Origin of the sequence: Rhodococcus sp. PML026, from assembly GCF_000963615.1 — a bacterium.
Lineage (GTDB): Bacteria > Actinomycetota > Actinomycetes > Mycobacteriales > Mycobacteriaceae > Rhodococcoides > Rhodococcoides fascians.
In genome coordinates this window covers 67,115-84,672 of sequence record NZ_KQ031368.1, presented here as the reverse complement: position 1 = coordinate 84,672, position 17,558 = coordinate 67,115, and the positions used below count along the sequence as shown (strand labels likewise).

General features: G+C 63.9%; 16 protein-coding genes. 6 read left to right on the top strand and 10 right to left on the bottom strand.

Annotated elements, in window-relative coordinates; translation table 11 throughout:
• Window positions 1–40: 40 nt before the first annotated feature.
• The 4 genes from VF34_RS03300 to VF34_RS03285 all read right to left on the bottom strand — a co-directional run bounded on the left by VF34_RS03300 (window position 41) and on the right by VF34_RS03285 (window position 6,333).
• A complete protein-coding gene (locus tag VF34_RS03300; RefSeq protein ID WP_045840817.1) occupies window positions 41–1,057 on the bottom strand; it encodes an ABC transporter substrate-binding protein in 1,017 nt (338 codons plus the stop codon).
• Between the two features lie 175 nt (window positions 1,058–1,232).
• Entirely contained in the window at window positions 1,233–2,492 is a 1,260-nt protein-coding gene (locus tag VF34_RS03295) for an amidase (RefSeq protein ID WP_231578173.1), read from the bottom strand.
• Window positions 2,438–4,255, bottom strand: coding sequence for a hydantoinase B/oxoprolinase family protein (locus tag VF34_RS03290; RefSeq protein ID WP_037148397.1), 1,818 nt, complete (start codon window positions 4,253–4,255; stop codon window positions 2,438–2,440). The genes VF34_RS03295 and VF34_RS03290 overlap by 55 nt, the downstream gene beginning before the upstream one ends.
• Entirely contained in the window at window positions 4,252–6,333 is a 2,082-nt protein-coding gene (locus tag VF34_RS03285; RefSeq protein WP_045840816.1) for a hydantoinase/oxoprolinase family protein, read from the bottom strand. The genes VF34_RS03290 and VF34_RS03285 overlap by 4 nt, the downstream gene beginning before the upstream one ends.
• A 305-nt stretch (window positions 6,334–6,638) precedes the next feature.
• On the opposite strand from VF34_RS03285, the gene VF34_RS03280 reads away from it, so the two are divergent.
• The 6 genes from VF34_RS03280 to VF34_RS03255 all read left to right on the top strand — a co-directional run bounded on the left by VF34_RS03280 (window position 6,639) and on the right by VF34_RS03255 (window position 12,637).
• Entirely contained in the window at window positions 6,639–7,373 is a 735-nt protein-coding gene (locus VF34_RS03280) for a FadR/GntR family transcriptional regulator (RefSeq protein ID WP_032364336.1), read from the top strand.
• Between the two features lie 131 nt (window positions 7,374–7,504).
• Window positions 7,505–8,053, top strand: a complete 549-nt coding sequence (locus VF34_RS03275; protein WP_032368993.1) for a MaoC family dehydratase — start codon at window positions 7,505–7,507, stop codon at window positions 8,051–8,053.
• Window positions 8,050–9,267 carry a CaiB/BaiF CoA transferase family protein gene (locus VF34_RS03270; RefSeq protein ID WP_045840815.1) on the top strand — a complete coding sequence of 406 codons (1,218 nt, stop codon included), beginning with the start codon at window positions 8,050–8,052 and terminating at the stop codon, window positions 9,265–9,267. Before VF34_RS03275 ends, VF34_RS03270 begins: the two co-directional genes overlap by 4 nt.
• Entirely contained in the window at window positions 9,264–10,634 is a 1,371-nt protein-coding gene (locus VF34_RS03265) for an MmgE/PrpD family protein (RefSeq protein WP_045840814.1), read from the top strand. Before VF34_RS03270 ends, VF34_RS03265 begins: the two co-directional genes overlap by 4 nt.
• A 24-nt stretch (window positions 10,635–10,658) precedes the next feature.
• Window positions 10,659–11,822, top strand: a complete 1,164-nt coding sequence (locus VF34_RS03260; protein ID WP_032393088.1) for an acyl-CoA dehydrogenase family protein — start codon at window positions 10,659–10,661, stop codon at window positions 11,820–11,822.
• Window positions 11,819–12,637, top strand: a complete 819-nt coding sequence (locus VF34_RS03255) for an HpcH/HpaI aldolase/citrate lyase family protein (protein ID WP_045840813.1) — start codon at window positions 11,819–11,821, stop codon at window positions 12,635–12,637. Before VF34_RS03260 ends, VF34_RS03255 begins: the two co-directional genes overlap by 4 nt.
• A gap of 30 nt (window positions 12,638–12,667) precedes the next feature.
• Here VF34_RS03255 and VF34_RS03250 read toward each other — a convergent pair whose 3' ends face one another.
• The 6 genes from VF34_RS03250 to VF34_RS03225 form a co-directional block, all read right to left on the bottom strand.
• The gene (locus VF34_RS03250) at window positions 12,668–12,883 is read right to left on the bottom strand and encodes a hypothetical protein (RefSeq protein WP_045840812.1); all 216 of its coding nucleotides are present in this window, start codon (window positions 12,881–12,883) and stop codon (window positions 12,668–12,670) included.
• 28 nt (window positions 12,884–12,911) lie between these two features.
• Window positions 12,912–13,202 carry a 2TM domain-containing protein gene (locus VF34_RS03245; protein ID WP_045840925.1) on the bottom strand — a complete coding sequence of 97 codons (291 nt, stop codon included), beginning with the start codon at window positions 13,200–13,202 and terminating at the stop codon, window positions 12,912–12,914.
• A gap of 449 nt (window positions 13,203–13,651) precedes the next feature.
• Complete coding sequence (locus VF34_RS03240; protein WP_045840924.1) at window positions 13,652–14,461, bottom strand: ABC transporter ATP-binding protein; 810 nt, start codon at window positions 14,459–14,461, stop codon at window positions 13,652–13,654.
• Window positions 14,462–14,470: 9 nt separating this feature from the next.
• Window positions 14,471–15,499, bottom strand: a complete 1,029-nt coding sequence (locus VF34_RS03235; protein WP_045840811.1) for an ABC transporter substrate-binding protein — start codon at window positions 15,497–15,499, stop codon at window positions 14,471–14,473.
• A 34-nt stretch (window positions 15,500–15,533) separates the two neighbouring features.
• The gene (locus VF34_RS03230; RefSeq protein WP_045840810.1) at window positions 15,534–16,403 is read right to left on the bottom strand and encodes an ABC transporter permease; all 870 of its coding nucleotides are present in this window, start codon (window positions 16,401–16,403) and stop codon (window positions 15,534–15,536) included.
• Between the two features lie 115 nt (window positions 16,404–16,518).
• A complete protein-coding gene (locus VF34_RS03225) occupies window positions 16,519–17,547 on the bottom strand; it encodes a LacI family DNA-binding transcriptional regulator (RefSeq protein ID WP_032406992.1) in 1,029 nt (342 codons plus the stop codon).
• Window positions 17,548–17,558 lie beyond the last annotated feature (11 nt).

Sequence of the window (17,558 nt, the reverse complement as noted above, 5' to 3'; positions counted from 1 at the left end):
GTGAGTCACGTCGCTACCTTCTGGTGGTGGGAAATTGCGGTCAGGAGTCGCAGTCGCCGGGAACGTCGGTCTCTACTCCCGTGGCGAGGAAGTCCGGGTCGAACAGGGTGCAGAAATTGGGTACTCGATCGCTCCCGGACGCTTCGACGCCGTCCTGGGCGGATTCGACGGACGCGGTATCGAAGCCGCCACCCCAGGTGTCGACCGAGGATGCACGCTCGACCACCGCGGTCGCCGACTCCACATCGAAGCCGGTGTAGTCCGCGTAGATCTGGGCGGCCGCAACAGGATCGGCCTTGATGGATGCGACCGCCTCGGTGTAACCGGCGTTGATGGCCCGTACGACACCGGGATTGCTTGCGGCGTAATCCTTGGTGGTCGTGATCGTCGACTGCAGGAACCGCGACATGTAGTCGGGGCTGCTGACGATCAGCTTGAAATCCTCCGGCCGCTGTTCGGCGACGATAGAGGGAACGAGTGCAATGTCGACGTTGCCGGCTTCGAGTAGTGCGAAGCCCTCGCCGATTCCGCCGGAGGCAACCCGCTCGATCCGGCTCGGGTCGACGCCTGCAACGGAGGGAAGCAGACGCGTCAGAGCATCGGACGCCGAGTTGGGCCGGGTGTAGGCCCAACGGCGGACGTCCTCGATGGAATTGATGTTGGGATTCGAGGCGAGCGCGTAGAAGTTCATCGGGTACGGCCCCTGCGTGCCGCCGCCGACGATGCGCAGTTCGGAACCGGCCGCGTCCGCCTGCACGATCGACGGGTAGCTGACCTCACCGATGGGGATGTTGCCGTCGAGCAGCGTGCGCATGGTCGCACTGCCGCCCTTGCCCGGAACGATGTTCTCGACGATCACGCCGTGCTTCTCGAACAGTCCCTGCTTCTGCGCGACAAGCCAAGGGATGCTGTAGATTTCGGCCGCTGCCGAGACGGTGACATCGATCGTGACCGGATTGGCGGGGTCCGCGTCGGGGCCGGGATCCGATCCGCATGCCACCAGCGCGCCGGATAGCGCCACTGCTGTCATGATCGAGGTGATTCGGCGTAAATGCATCTGCGTCCTCGCTTGCTGATCGGCGTGACGGTGCCGAAGTGGGAGTGTCGGCTGTCGCAGGCCCACCCGTAGTGAGACGTACGTAACAGCTGCTCACCACTTAAACATAAGATGTTTTAGGCGTCAAGGTGAGGTAAATCCGGACAAAGCCCATTGATTGACCATGCAGCATGAGTTAAAGATCAGATGTATGTGGTGGAGTGGCTCGATGCCAGCCCGTCTCCGACTGATAGCGCTCGCCCACGCCGAACAACGCGCCCTCACGGTGCGCCGCAGCGGTGAGTTGCGCTCCCACCGGCATGCCCGAGGACGGGTGAAACCCGACCGGCAGAGCCAGCGTCGGGCCGTCGTGCAACGACCACGGGTACGTGAATTGTCCCATCCGGCGCGAGAGCGCGACGACGTCGTCGCCCCCGTCCCTCGGGGGAACATCGACGGGCATGGCAGGGGTCAACACCACGTCGACACTTTCGAACGTGGCGGTCATGGCCTGACGGAACCGATCGCGACCGGTGAGTGCACGGGCACGGTCGGACTCGGAAATGCTCAGGCCCAACCTTATTCGCTCGTACGTCGCGGCTTGAAAGCGAGAAGGCTCGGTGTCGAGCCGGTGCCGATGGCGGCGAGCGAGGTCGCTATAGACGATCGTGTAGACGATGTCCTGAGCATCGGCGGCATGCTCCAGCTCGATGGGAACGATCTCATACCCCAGTTCGGCGAACGTGCGCACCGCGGCTGCGACGGTCTGCGCGACGCCCGGATCCACGTCCGCGGTGAGGAAGACGCTGGGGACACCGATACGGGTCACGGCTGATGGTTTGGACGCAATGGGGGACAGGACGTCGAAAAGCGCCTTCACCTCTGCGACCGACCTTGCCATCGGGCCGACGGTGTCGAATTGCTCGCTTACCGGGAACACGCCGTCGTTGCTGATCGATCCCCAACTGGGGCGTAGACCGGTGATCCCGCACGCCGCGGCGGGGAGGCGCACCGACCCGCCGGTATCTGTGCCCAGGGACGCGTCGACCAGTCCGGCGGCGACGGCGATCCCCGAACCGCCGCTCGATCCGCCGGGCACCCGAGCGGTATTCCACGGGTTGTACGACGGGCCCGCAGCCGAGTTCTGCGAGGTGACACCAACGGCGAACTCGGCCATGTTCAGCTTCGCGACCACCGACCCGCCTGCGTCACGTAGGCGGGTGACGACCTCGGCATCAGCGTCGGCGACGTTGTGCTCGAAGAACTCCGACGCGCAGGTGGTCTCGACGCCGGCCACGTCGATGTTGTCCTTGACTCCGATGCTCAGGCCGGACAGGGGCCCCGGGGTGTCGTTCCGGTCGTCGATCCACCGGACGACACCGCCGAAGGTCCCGTCCTCGATCAGGCCGCGCTCCGGGCGCGCAGCTCGGCCGTCGCGTCCTCGTCGACCGTCCACGAATCGGTGTTCACGACCACACCGTAGTCGCGTCGAGCATCGTCCTCGGTGAGGTACTCGTCCCAGACGTCGCTGAGCACCTGGAACGGATCACGCTCGAACGGGTTTCCGAAGCCACCGCCTGAGGGGAGCTTGATCTCCAGCGTCTCACCGGAACGAATCGTCTCTTGAGTGACCTTGGAGTACAACACTTCCTCGCGGTCAGTCCCGGCGTTCCTGGTGAACGAGCCGGACACACCGTTGTGTCCACCCAGAGCTCCGGCCGGAGGATCCGATCGGTTGTCGGCCTCGGAACCGAGGAACGTATCGGTCTCCATCAACCACTTGCGCACACTGCCGATACCGCCGCGCCACTTCCCTGGCGCGGGTGCCTCGTCGCGCAGCTCGTACCGCAACGCGCGCATAGCGTGGTTGAGCTCGAGCTCCTCGATGGGGTTGTTGCGAGTGTTGGCCATCAGGGCGTCGACGGCGTCCATGCCGTCCTTGCCATTGCGGCCACCGTAGGAGCCCTCGTTAATTTCGATGTAGACCCAATACGATTCGCCGTCCGGAGCGATACCGGAGTAGGCGATGGCGCACAGGGCGGCGGACGATCCCGCGATCGCGTGATCCGGAAGCACCGGGGCCAGAGCGAGATTGATCGAGTCGAACACCCGGTTCACCTGCGAGAACCGCGCGAAGCACGACGCGGGAAAGTCCGGGTTGAAGATCGTCCCCTCGGGGGCATAGGCCTTGACGGGTCGGAAGCACCCGTCGTTCTGAGGAACGAATTCCTCCGTCAGATCCTCGTCGAGCAGAATCGTACGAATGGCCGAGACAGCCACCGGCAGAACCGAACCCTCAAACGGGACGTTGAACGCGGTGGGCACCTGGCTGTTGGAGCCGGTGAGGTCGATGAGAATGTCCTCGCCCTCGACCTGCACCCGCACAGCCACCTTGAGCGGTTCGTCGCGGTTCTTACCGTCGTCGTCGAGGTATCCGATGGGCGCGGTGTAGCTGCCGTCGGGAATCTCACGAATCTTTTTGCGCAGCATGGACTCGGAGTAGTCCATCCAGCGTTCGCCCGCGCTCATCACGGTGTCGAGGCCGTACTTCTCGAGCAGCTCGGTGAATCGCTTCTCGCCGATGCGAGAGCACGCGATCAGTGCTTCGAGGTCGCCGCGGTTCTGCTCGGGCGTACGGACGTTGTCGAGGATGTGCTGAATCAGGTAGTCGTTGCGGACCCCGGCCTCGTAGATCTTCATCGAGTCCATCAGCTTGCCCTCGGCCCACACATCGACGACGTCCATGCACAGGCCGGGGAAGTTGCCGCCGACGTCGGACACGTGACCGGTACACCCGGCGAAGCCGATGTGCTCGCCCTGCCAGAAGATCGGAATGATCACGCCGTAATCGGGGGAGTGAGCCGCTCCGTGGTACGGATGATTGTGCAGCACCACATCTCCGGGCTTGTACGTTCCGGCGAGGCGACGGTTGACGCCCTTGATGTAGGCGGGAATCGAACCGCAGTGCATCGGAGTCGAATCCGATTCACAGAGTTCGCGTCCGTTGATGTCGAAGATGCCCGCGCCGAGGTCCTCGGACTCTCGAATGAGCGACGAGTACGCCATGCGGTAGAGCACCTGAGCCATCTCTTTGGCCATCGACTGCAGGGCTCCGCCGATGACGCGCAGCGTGATGGGATCGACCTCGACGTCGTTCCAGGTTCGAGTGGATTCGCCCGCCAGTGACACTCCGGTGGTGGGCATCAGCGCCTTGCTCATGCGGGGTTCCTCTCGATGATGATGTGGCCGACGGCGTCGACGGTGGCGTGCTGATTCATGCCGATGATCGTGGTGGAATCGAACTGCTCGACGATCGCAGGACCGTCGATCTCGTTGTTCGCCAGCAGGAGTGACCGCTCGTAGACCGGGGTGTCCACCCACTGCGGCGCGGACGTCTCGTCCTGCCAGAACAGTGCCTGCGTGGTCGTCTTGATCGCGGCCGAGGAGTCGGCGGAGCCCACGGCGATATCGGCGATCTGTACGTGGGGAACCGCACCCACGCCGGTGACGCGGACGTTGATCAGCTGCACGGGCTTGTCGTCGAACCGCTGAGAGTAGGTGCGTCCGTGCACGTCGTGGAATGCCTCGGCGACGGTCTTGACCCACACGTCGTCGATGTCGCCGTCCGGTGCAGCGACGCGGAGTTCGTAGCCCTGGCCGACGTATCGGCAGTCGACGCTGCGCTCGAGCGAAATGTTCTCGGCCGCAACACCGTCCTTCTCGAGCTGTGCGACGGCCAGTGCGGACAGACGCTCGACCTGCTCCTGCAGCAGTTCGATGTTCGGGTCGGCGGACGACGTCCACACCGTCGTCGGCTCCTCGTAGCGGATGTCGGTGGTGAGCAGGCCGACAGCGGAGGTGATGCCGGGGTGACCGGGCACGATGACCCGCGGAATACCGAGCTGGTCGGCGATCTGCCACGCGAACAGCGGACCGGCTCCACCCTCGGCGATCAGTGAGAAGTCGCGCGGGTCATAGCCTTTACGCACCGAGTGCAGGCTGATCGCCTCGGTCATGGAATGGGCGAGGATCTTGAAGATGCCCATCGCGGCGTCGTCGAGTGGGGTGTCGAGCTTGTCGGCGATGTGAGTCTGAATCGCTTCGCGCGCCAGCTCGGGCTTGACCTCCATTGTTCCGGACAGGAAGCTCTTCTCGCGCAGCCATCCCATCATCACCATGGCGTCGGTGGACGTCGGTTCGGTGCCGCCGTGTCCGTAGCAGGCGGGACCGGGAACGGCACCCGCGCTGCGTGGTCCGACGCGGAACATGCCGCCGTCGTCGACCACGGCGATGGATCCGCCGCCGGCACCGATGGTGTCGACCTCGGCCATGGGCACCATCGCGTGATAGTCGCCGATTCGGGTGTCGAGCAGATGCTTCATCCGCAGGGCACCGTCCGGTGCCACGCCGACATCCGCGGAGGTACCGCCGACATCGAGGGTGATGACACTGGGGAACCCGGATGCCTTACCGATGGCGCAGCCGCCGAGCAGGCCGGCGACCACCCCGCTGGTCAGAAGTGAGACCGGGATTTCGCTGGCGCTGCGGGAGGTGACGAGCCCGCCGGCCGAGGTCATGAGGTGTACGTCCTCGCCGACCTGCGCTGCCTTCGCCTTACCGGCCAGGTTCTCGATGTACTTCGAGGTCTTCGGTCCGATGAACGCGTTGAGTGCTGCGGTCGAAAAGCGTTCGTACTCGCGGTATTGCGGGGCCACCTCGCTGGAGAGGGAGATGAAGACGCCCGGGAACTCTTCTTCGATGATGGCTCGCACGCGCTGCTCGTGGGTGGGGTTGCGGTACGCGTGCAGGAATGCGACGGCGATGGCCTGCACGCCTCGCTCACGCAACAGTCGAACCTGTTCGCGCACAGCATCTTCGTCGAGCGGGGTCAGAATGTTTCCTGCGGCATCGATGCGTTCCGGGACCACCCGCCGGTTGCGCCGTGGCACGAGCTGCCACTTCTGCCACGGAAGATCCTGGTAGTTCGAGTAATTGAGAGGACGCTTCTTGCGCGCGATGTGCAGCAGGTCGCGGAAACCCTCGGTGGTGATCATGCCGACGTCGCAGCCGTTGTGCTCGAGCACGATGTTGGTGGCCACGGTGGTGCCGTGGAAGAACATGTCGATCTCGGACGGGTCGATCCCTGCGCGTTCGGCGAGGACCTTGATGCCGTCCATCGTGCCGATCGAGGGATCGTGATTGGTGGACGGGGTCTTGTGCACGACGACCGTGCCGTCGTCGTCCCACAGGACGAGGTCGGTGAACGTGCCGCCGACGTCGACTCCAATGCGTTTCATGCTGCGTCCGTTCTGTCGGTGCCCGAGGGGAGCGGGAAGGCGTGCTCCGCGTGTCCTACGAAGTCGTGGGGTCACTGCTGAGGTGACATGAGTCATAGTGGCGATGATCGACGGGAAAAGCAATACCTCTGATGTATTGCGTCGGTTTTGTCCAGATATCGGCCTAGATTCGCGTCGGTATGCGTGGTTTCTTGCTAAAAAGCGGATGTATCGAGGGTTGCGATCTCCGCATCTCGGGGCATCGGTCACGCTAAGCTCGAGCCGACCGGTCAGTAGAAACAGTCGAGCGACATCAGGGGGAAGACGTGGCCCAATCGGCTCCGCTCAAGGCGACCGCCAAGAGTGTCCCCGCGTATGCGGTTCTCGCCGGCCATCTTCGGAGCCGCATTCTGTCCGGTGAGCTGCAGCCGGGAGAGCGGCTACCCGGCGAAGCCGAGCTCACCGCCGAATTCGGCGTCGGGCGTAGCACTATTCGTGAAGCGCTCCGGTCCCTGGCCAGCCAGAACCTGATCGAGACGACCAGGGGAGTGACCGGGGGAAGCTTCGTCGCCGTCCCCAGTGTTGGACACATCAGTGAGCACCTGGAAACCGGTGTCGCTCTGATGGCTGCCGCGGAGACTGTCACCGTCGACCAGCTCATGGAAGTGCGCAACCTGATGGAGGTTCCGGCGGCGGGCATTGCCGCGTTCCGCCGCACCGACGAGCATCTCGAGCAGCTCAACGCGACCATCTTCGATCCCAATCAAGTGCAGGGACCCGAGACGTTCGCCAAGAACCAGGAATTCCACCTCGTCTTGCTGCGCGCGGCCCACAATCCGCTGCTCGAGCTCATCACTGCACCCGTCTTCCGTGTCCTGTCCGGTCGATTCGGTCGTGACCATGCGCCCGAGGGCTTCTGGCAGTGCGTCGACAGCGACCACCGGGGACTGCTCGACGTGGTGGAGGCCGGTGACTCGATGGCCGCCATGGATCTGATGCGTAAGCATCTCGACCACCTCGGTGACTCGTACCGACAGATGGATCGACTTCGTAATCCGTAAACATCTGCTCTTTACCGAGTCGATTCAGGTGAAGTCTGCCGATTACCGGTTTTCTCGAACCCTTGACGCCGTAAACATCTGATGTTTATGGTCTAGGTAAGGCACTCGCCAAACCGACACGAGGAGACACGGTGGCAATCCATCCGGCCGTTCTGGGGCGCTTCTTCGACGACTACACCGTGGGGGACGTCTACCAACATCCCTTCGGGCGGACGATCACGGAGACCGACAACACGTGGATCACGCTGCTGTCGCTCAACACCAACCAGAACCACTTCAACGCGCATCTGGCGTCGCAGAACCCCATCACCGATGGGAAGGTCATCGTCAACTCCGGCTTCACAGTCTCTGTGGTGCTGGGACTTTCGGTGATCGACATGAGCCAGAACGCGATCTCCAACCTCGCCTTCACCGACATCAAGATGTCCCACCCGGTCTATGCAGGCGACACCCTGTACGCCGAAAGCATCTGTACCGGGCTGCGCAAGTCCGAGTCACGCCCCTACGCCGGCATCGTCTCGATGATCACCCGCGGCCTCAATCAGGATGGCGTCGAGGTCATTTCGTGGAAGCGCTCGGTCATGGTCGCAACCCGCGACAGTGGCATCGGGCAGAACTACTTTCCCGAAGCGCAGAACGGACCGCTCGAACTTCCCCAGACTAAGGATTCCGACGCATGAGGCCACTCGAAGACGTACGCATCATTTCCCTCGAGCAGTACGGCGCAGGCCCGTTCGGTAGCTTGCACCTGGCCGACCTCGGCGCGGACGTCATCAAGATCGAGGACCCCAGCGTCGGCGGCGACGTCGGACGGTACGTCCCGCCCTACAACGAGGGCGAGGACTCGCTGTTTTTCGAGAGCTTCAACCGCAACAAACGTTCCCTGTCCCTTGACCTCTCGACCCCGAGTGGGCGAGCGGTGTTCGAGGATCTCGTTCGTACCAGCGACGCCGTCTACTCCAACCTGCGTGGTGATGTGCCGGAGAAGATCGGTATCACCTACGACCAGCTCAAGCATCTCAATCCCGCGATCGTGTGCTGCAGCCTCACCGGCTTCGGTATGACCGGCCCTCGCTCCAAAGAGCCTGGCTACGACTACATTCTGCAGGGTCTCGCCGGCTGGATGAGTGTGACCGGCGACCCGGACGGCCCGCCCACCAAATCCGGTCTGTCACTGGTCGACTACTCCGGTGGATTCGTCGCCGCGATCTCGCTGCTGTCGGGATTGCACGCGGCCAAGCGCGATGGCGTCGGCGGTGACTGCGATGTCTCGCTGTACGACACGGCGATGTCGCTACTCACGTATCCCGCGACGTGGCATCTCAACGCTGGCTTCGAGCCGATCCGCACGAAGAACTCCGCTCACCCGTCCTTGGTGCCGTTCCAGGCCTTCGAGGCAACAGACGGCTGGCTCATCGTCGGCTGCGCGAAGGAGAAGTTCTGGGACCGGCTCGTCGTCGCCATCGATCGCCCGGATCTCGGTGCCGATCCGCGGTTCAGCAACTTCTCGCTTCGTGGCAAGCATCAGGACGTGCTGCTGCCGATCCTGGAAGAGGTGTTCGCCACGAATACCGTCGATCACTGGCTCTCTAAGCTCGGCCCGGCCGGGGTGCCTTCCGGTCCGATCAACGACGTCGAGCACGCACTGACCGAACCTCACACGCTCGCACGCAATCTCGTGGTCGAGACCGAGCATCCGGTGTACGACACGGTGCGTCAGGTCGCGTCACCGGTGAATTTCGGTGCCGAGGCCAAGCAGTACCGCCGAGCGCCGCAGCGCAACGAGCACTTCGACGACATCGTGCGCGACCAACTGGGCTACGATGACGAACGCGTCGCGAAACTGAAGGCGGAGGGTGCGTTCGGTACGGCGAAGGACGAGGTGCGGGCGTGACCTCGACGATCTTGGCGGAGTGGGCATCGAGTGTCACCGTCGCCGATCTGTCCGAGGACGTCCGGCACGCTGCTGCGCGGCACCTTCTCGATGGCGTGGGTAATACCGTTGCGGCCCAACGGCTCGGCTACGGTCGACCGGGCTGGACCGTGGCCGATGCTCTCGGCGGCCCACCGGAGGCGCGGCCCCTCACCGGTACACGAGGCCTGTCTGCGCCGGCAGCCGCCTTCGCGACCGGGGTGATGCTGCACTCCCTGGACTTCGACGACACTCATGCGGGCGCACTGGTGCACGCGACGGCGGTATCGCTTCCTGCGGCATTCGCCGTCGGACAGCAAGTGTCGGCCTCGGGTGCCGATGTGCTGACCGCCGCGGCTCTCGGACTCGAAACCGCTTGTCGCCTCGGTGAAGTGAGCCCGCACGGGTTTCACGCTCGGGGTGTTCATGCGACCGCCGCGGTGGGTCCGTTGACCGCCGCGCTCGTAGCCGGCCACCTCTCGAAGTTCGACACCGAAACACTGGTCAACGCCCTGGGGATCGCCGGGTCGTCCAGCTCGGGGCTGCTCGAGTTTCTCGATACCGACGCCGACACCAAGGCACTGCATCCCGGATCGGCGAGCATGAACGGTGTGCTGGCCGCCCGGCTCGCCGCTGCCGGTGCCACGGGACCGTCGTCGGTGCTGGAAGGTCGACGCGGAATCTACGCTGCGTTGACCGATCGGCCGACGAACTTCGCGGCGTTGACGGAGGGGCTCGGCACGCGGTGGGAAGCCACCCGAATCGGAATCAAGCCGTATCCGAGTTGCCAGCTGATGCACGTGACGCTCGACGCGGTATCGGAAGCACTCGCGGACAATACGGTTCACGTAGGCGAGATCGCCGACATCGAGGTCTTCGTGCACCCCGATTCGAGTCCGTTCGTCTGCGGACCGAACACCGGGGTCGCGTCCCCGCGCAGCACCTACGACGGCAAGTTCGATCTGCCGTGGAGTGTGGCCGCGCTGCTGCACGACGGCGCGATCACCGTCTCGACCTACACCGACGAATCCATCGCGCGTGAGGACGTTCTCGTCACTGCCCGCAAGGTGCGGGTGACGAACCTCCCGTCCGAGGTTCCCGCGGCCGCCGCGTCGGGCAGGGCGGTTCTCACGCTCGCCGACGGTCGAGTGCTCGACGCCTCCGTCGGCGGCAGTCAGGGATCCGCCGGGTTCCCGTTGAGCGACGACCGTCTGCTGGAGAAGTTTCTCGCCAACTGTGGCAACGACTCTCGTGCCACCGAGCTGGCCGACCGCGTCCTCGGGTTGGTCGACGAAACCGACTTGACCGCCATTCTCGATCTCGCCGCAGCCATCGCGCCGGCCACCTGAAACTCCAACCGACAGGACATCATCATGGACTTCACGTACGACGAGCAGCAGACGGCCTTCCGGAAAGCATTGCGCACCTTCGTCGACAAGGAAATCATCCCCGTCGCGAACGAGTGGGAGAAGACGGGACGGTACCCCACCGAGATCGTCGAGCACATGAAGGCCATGGGCCTGTTCGGGATCACGACGCCGGAGGAGTACGGCGGGCTCGACCTCGACAAGGTGTCGTTCACCCTGGTGTACGAGGAGCTGGCCCGCGGATGGATGGGTGTGGCCGGCATTCTCGGCAGCCACAACCTCTCGTGCTGGATGATCGGCAAGCACGGCACCGAGGAGCAGAAGAAGACTCTGCTGCCCAAGCTTGCGTCGGGTGAATGGCGTACGGGTGTCGGTCTGACCGAGCCCGGTGCCGGCACCGACCTGCAGGGCATCAAGACCACCGCCAAACGCGACGGCGACCACTACGTCGTCAACGGTGCCAAGACGTGGATCACCAACGCACGGCACGCGAATGTGCTTCCGGTACTGGTGAAGACCGACACCACGACTACACCGGCACACAAGGGCATGTCGCTGTTGCTGATCGACACCACGACCGACGGGTTCGAGGTACAGCGCGACATGGGCAAGCTCGGCTACAAGGGAACCGAATCGTGTGAGATCACGTTCACCGACGTACGCGTTCCCGTCGACGCAGTGCTCGGTGGCGTCGAGGGTCGCGGTCTGCAGCAGGCACTGTCGGGTCTCGAGATCGGCCGTCTCAACATCGCCGGCCGCAGCGTCGGCATCGCGCAGGCTGCCTACGACGCTGCGCTCGAATACGCCAAGCAGCGCACCGCATTCGGTCAGCCCATCGCCGAGTTCCAGGCCATCCAGCTCAAGATTGCCGACATCGCGACCCAGCTGCAGGCGGCACGTCTGATGACGTACTGGGCTGCATCACAGGCAGATTCGGGCAAGCGCGTCGACATGGAGGCCGGCATGGCGAAGTACTTCGCGTCCGAGGCCGCCATCACCGCCAGCCTCGAAGCGATGCGCATCCACGGCGGCTACGGATACTCCACCGAGTTCGTCGTCGAGCGTCTCTACCGGGACGCCCCGCTGATGGCCATCGGTGAGGGCACCAACGACATCATGCGCACCGTCATCGCCAAGTCCCTCGTCGCGGGTACAGGAGTCATTGGATGAGGTCCGCTCTGACATACCTCTACGTACCCGGGGACGTGCCGGAGCGGTTCGACAAAGCACTGGCATCGGGTACCGACGCGGTGGTGCTGGATCTCGAGGACGCCGTCACCGCGGCGAACAAGGACCATGCCCGTGCGACCGTGGCCGAGTGGGTCGCGTCCTGCGATCCGGGAGACGTGCAGATTTGGGTGCGGGTCAACCAAGGGCCGTTGCAAGAGGACGATATTCGCGCGGTGTTGCACCCCAATCTGACCGGTATCTGGTTGCCGAAGGTGTCGTCTGCTCGGGAGATAGAGCAGGCCGACGCACTTCTCGGTGCGAGCGGCGGCGTGGTCTCGCCACTGATCGAGACGGCCGCCGGAGTGTTTGCCGCTCTCGAGATTGCCCGTGCGCCTCGGGTCAAGTTTCTTCAGATCGGGGAAGTGGACCTCGCTGCGGATCTGGGCGTCGACGGTTCCGCGGAATCACTGTCGTTCGTGCGGGCTCAGGTGGTCGCAGCCAGCGTGGCGGCGGGGATTGATCCACCGCCTGCTGCGGTGTCGCGAAACTTCCGCGATGCCGATGCGTTCGAGGCCGATACTCGCACTCTGGCCGGTCTCGGTTTTGTTGGCCGCGCATGTATTCATCCGGCTCAACTCGCGCCCGTGCGAACGGTGTTCGTACCTTCGGAGGACGAGGTGCGTGAGGCCGAGGAGATGCTGGCCGACTTGGAACGTGCCACCTCGGGTGTGGCCGTCGACAGCAAGGGATTCCTGATCGACGAGGCAGTGGCCCGAACCGCTCGACGGGTAGTGGAACGGGCCGCGTCGCGATAGTCGATCCGGAGGATTCGAGACGGCGTCGGGCTACCCGGCCAACGCCCCGAGGGCCTGGTAGACGAGAAACGCCGGCCAGACGAACGACTTGAGCACGGCGACAACGTGTTCGCCGAAACCTGACGCGGCCTGCCACCAGAAGATCAGACTGCCGATGCCGCCGAAGAAGTACACCGCCTCACCTCCGGTTCCCGGTGTGGAACGGGTCGACGTGCGGTGGGTGTGCTCTCGATCTGTAGCGGACATCGAATTCTCCTGCTCGGTGGTGGGTGGGTCAGCCTCGTTCTTGAATGCGCTTCATTTCGCGCTCGATGCGTGCCTCGCTGGGGGAGTGGCCGAAGGCGTCGTACGCGTCGAACAGCACACCGATTCCCCAGCCCACGATCGAGAAGATCGGCCAGAAGAACGGGCGATCGTTCATCGCCCAAATTCCGGTCAGGCAACCATTGACTATCAGGTAGATCATCAGATGGACCCGAAAGTCCGCCTGTCTCTTCAAGCGCGCGACCGCCCGCGTCCGTAGATCAGGCTTGTTGGTTGCACCCTGCTCTTGTCCAGTGGTCATCACGTTCGCCTTCCCTCTGCGGCTGCGTCGGAAGTTCATCCTCCATCGATGCCGACCGGCGACCCTAGGGCCTTGTGTCACATGGACCCGACCGATCGGCCCGGAAACCGAAGCCTCGAGCCGGCCGGCCTGCTGCGATCGAGCCACCGTTGCGCGTCCAGAATTCGAGTAGCTGCCAGAAGACGTGCGAGAGAGCCGTCCGGTGCGCGGCCAAGGACCCGGGAAGTGGGTGGCCGAACTCGTGGGCGCTCGGACCGCGGGACGTTGTGGTGGATGTCAGCCAGATCAATCCAAACATGCGCGAGGCGCGAATTGGTGCGATGAGCGTGCAGCGACGGCAAGATATGTTCGGTCTCGGAGAAGAGCATCGGTATTCTTTGTCCTGAGCCGAGACGCCGGAAGGCCCTGCAGACCGGTGTCATCTGCAGGGCCGAGTATGGGAGTTGTACTCAGTCCGCGCTCGTCGTCGCTCCCAGCAGATCACGCACAGTGTTTGCAACACTGATGAATTCGGGCTTCTCCATCGTTGCGCTGTAGTCCCGATGCACAGGAAGGTCGACGTCGAGGATATCGACTATTCGTCCGGGCCGTGGGCTCATGACGACCACTCGGTTGGCGAGGTAGACCGCTTCGGCGACGGAGTGGGTGACGAGCATGACCGTCGTCCCGGTTTCCCGCCAGATGCGATGCAGCTCGACGTTCATCTTCTCGCGGGTGAGGGCGTCCAGAGCGCCGAACGGCTCGTCCATGAGCAGCACCTCCGGCTCGTGCAGCAGTGCACGGCACAGGGATACGCGCTGCTGCATGCCGCCGGACAGCTCATGGGGAAGTGCTCCCTCGAAACCGCTCAACCCGGTCATGTCAATGAGCTGATCGGCCCTCGCGGCCGCTGCCTTCTTGTTCATCCCGCGCATCTCACCCTGAAGCAGAATGTTCTTGCGCACGGTCCGCCATTCGAGCAGTGCGGCACGTTGGAAGACGTAGCCGATGTTACGTTGCGGGCCCTTGACCTCCTTACCGACCAGCTGGACCGACCCACGTGAAGCACCGGTGAGACCGGCGACCACTTTGAGGAGGGTGGACTTGCCGCAGCCGGAAGGCCCTGCAATGGAGACGAACTCACCCTTCCCGACCCGGAGGTCGACATCGGAGAGAGCGGTGACATCACCTCGTTTGGACGAGAACTGGACGGTGAGGTTCTCGACAGAGACCGCGGTGTCCGTCACGGTGGGAGGCCGTTCGCTGGTGATCGCATTCATGGTCACGTCTCATTCCTCTTTGGAGGTGAAGGTCGAGTCCCAGTAGGTCGAGGACTCGGCTCCAGCCTCGGTGAGTCCGGCATCGCTCAGGATGCTGATGGTGTTGGCCCAGTCCTCGTCGCTGTTGACACCCGGAGCCATTCCTTCGGTGTTGTCCGTGGTGAGCAGCGGAATGGTTTCCTGCCACTGCTGTAGGAGCACCGACTCCGGCGGAGTCTGCGGGTCCTTACCGACCATCGATGCCACGGCTGCTTCGGGATTGGCGATAGCTGCCTCGAACGATTCGCGGGTGGCGTCGACCATGGCCTGAACGAGTTCGGGGGAGCGCTCGATGGTCGACGTGTTGGCGATGAGGCCGTTGCTGTAGAAGTTCAGGCCCTCGTCGGAGTATCGGAGGTAGCGCATCTCGCGTCCGGACTTGTTCGCGATGTTGGGACCCTGGTCGTGCGCGAAGCCGATGAGACCGTCGACCTGACCCGAGAGCATCGCGGCGATCTTGCCTGCGGAGTCCAAACTCTGCTGCTGAACTTGGTCCTCGGGTACGCCTACGCGGTCGAGGAAGATGGGGAACGTAGTGGTGGGTGCATCCCCGGCGGAGACGGCGATGGTTTTTCCGGCGAGATCGGCGGTGGTCTGAATAGGTCCGTCGGCGTAGACCTGCACGGCCGACGGCGTCGTCTGCAGGAATACGCCCAGGCTCTTGACCTTCACACCTTTGTCGATGTTGGACATGACGGCCGCGGAGTCGGCCCAGCCGAAATCGGTCTGGTTCGAGCCCGCTGCCTGGGCGGTCTTGGTCGAACCCTGGCCTGCGGTGACGGTGAGGTCGATACCGTGCTTGGCGAAGATTCCTTCCTGCACGCCGTAGTAGAACGGGGCGTGCTCGCCGTAGGGATACCAATTGAGCATCAGCGAGGTTGCGGTGGTTTCACCGTCGGCACCCGGGGCTTTTTCGTCGCCTCCACCTCCTCCGCTGCATCCGGCAAGTACGAGAGCGGACGACGCGACGGTCGCCACCAGAACGTTTTTGAGCTTCATGCAATGTGTCCTTCGATGGAGGGGAGCAAGCGGGTCACACAGCGCCGACGGACGCGGTGGAGCGACGCGATGCGTGCCAGGGGATGAGGAACTTCTCGGCGATCTCGATGATCAGGAAGAGGAGAATTCCCAGTAGGGACATGATGATGAGTGCGGCGAAAAGCATTGCTGTGTCGATGTTTCCGTTGGCCTGGAGGATCACGTACCCCAGACCTTCGTTGGCCCCGACGAATTCACCGACCACCGCTCCGGTCACCGCGAGTGTTGCGGCGATCTTGAGGCCGGACATCAGCTGCGGCAACGACGCCGGAAAACGCACCTTGCAGAACGTCTTCCATTTGCTCGCACCCATGGTAGATGTGAGTTCGAGGATCTCGGGATCGACGGAACGCAATCCCGCCATTCCGGCGATGACAATGGGGAAGAAGGCCATGAGGACGGCCACGAGGATCTTGGGGCTGGGACCGAAGCCGAGCCACACGACGAACAGTGGCGCGATGGCGATCTTCGGGATCACCTGTGCGAACAGGATGAGCGGGTACATCGTCTTCTCGATCGAGGACGAGTAGATCATCACCACTGCAACGGCGATTCCGACGCCGCTGGCGATGATGAAGCCGGCGACGGTTTCGTACGTTGTCACCCAGGTGTGGCCGGCGAGGTAGGACGCGTTGTCCACCATCGTCGACCACGTGTCACCGGGTGACGGAAGAATATAGGGCGCAACGAGTTCGGAGGCGGTGACGGCCCACCATGCGGCGACGAGCACGGCCACGAGGGCCAGAGGTCGCCAGAGGCCGGACCAGGTATTGCGGAGCGAAGGGAACCGTCGACGACGGGTCGGTGCGGGTTGAGGAACCGACGCAGTGGCAGAACGGACTTCGACCGACGATGTTGTCGTCATATGGAGTCCTCGATCTAGTAGGAGGCGGGTCCGTCTACACCCGCTGGAATGCGCTTTCCGAAGCTGTCGCCCAACGTAGTGTGATCGCGCCCACAGTGTCAAGCAATTCGGACAATCAGCTGTTCAGAGAGGTGCTACGGCGCAGGACGACGGTGCCCGGTGCCCACTCCCGGCTGCCAGGGCGACTGTCCGGATCGAGGGCGAGCTGCACGGCTCTCTCGCCGATATCCACCAACGAGAGTGCGACGGTGGTCAGGCTCGGAGAGTGATCGCGCAGTGTAGGGATGTCGTCGAATCCGGCGACGCAGACATCCTCCGGCACGCTCAGGCCCAGCTCACGCCACGCTGCGATTGCCCCGATGGCCATGACGTCGGTGACTGCGAACACGCACGGTGGAGCGCCGTGGCCGGGGGAGAGTTCGAGCGCAGCCGCCAGACGCCGCGCGGCGCTGTAGCCGCCGTCTCGCGAGAAGTCCCCGGCCACTTCGATTTCCGGTGTGATGCCGTGTGTGCACAGTGTCTCGACGAAGCCGTTGCGACGATCGGTCGAGGTCCGGATATTTCCCGGTCCGCCGATGATGGCAAAGCGACGATGGCCGTGCTCGTGCAGGGCCTGCGCCAAAGCCGCAGATGCGGCGAAGTTCTCCGGTTCGACCGCAGAGGCGAACGGCACCGGTTGTCCGATCACCACCACCCTGCCGCCGTTGTCGCGGTATGCCGCGAACTCCTGTCCCAACGCTCGGTCCAAGTCGCCGCTCTGCCTTGAGCCGGCCAGGATGATGGCATCGGCGCGGTGCGAGATGAAGGTGGCGACCGACTGCCGCTCGAGAGCGAAATCGCGCTCGGTACTGGCCAGGAGCACCAGCTTGCCTGCGTCGCGCGCCTCGTTCTGCACGCCGCGAACGATGGAGGAGAAGTACGGATCGGCCACATCGTGCACCACGAGCCCGATCAGTCCGGTCGACGACCGAGCCAGCGCCTGGGCCTGCGCGTTGGCGATATAGCCGAGATCCGCCGCCGCTGCACGGACGCGATCGGCGACACCCTCGCCGGGCACTCGTGACGAGCCGTTGAGCACCCGCGACGCTGTGGCCTGCGAGACGCCGGCCGCCGCAGCCACATCGCTGAGTCGGACTGCCGCCATGAACCCCTCAC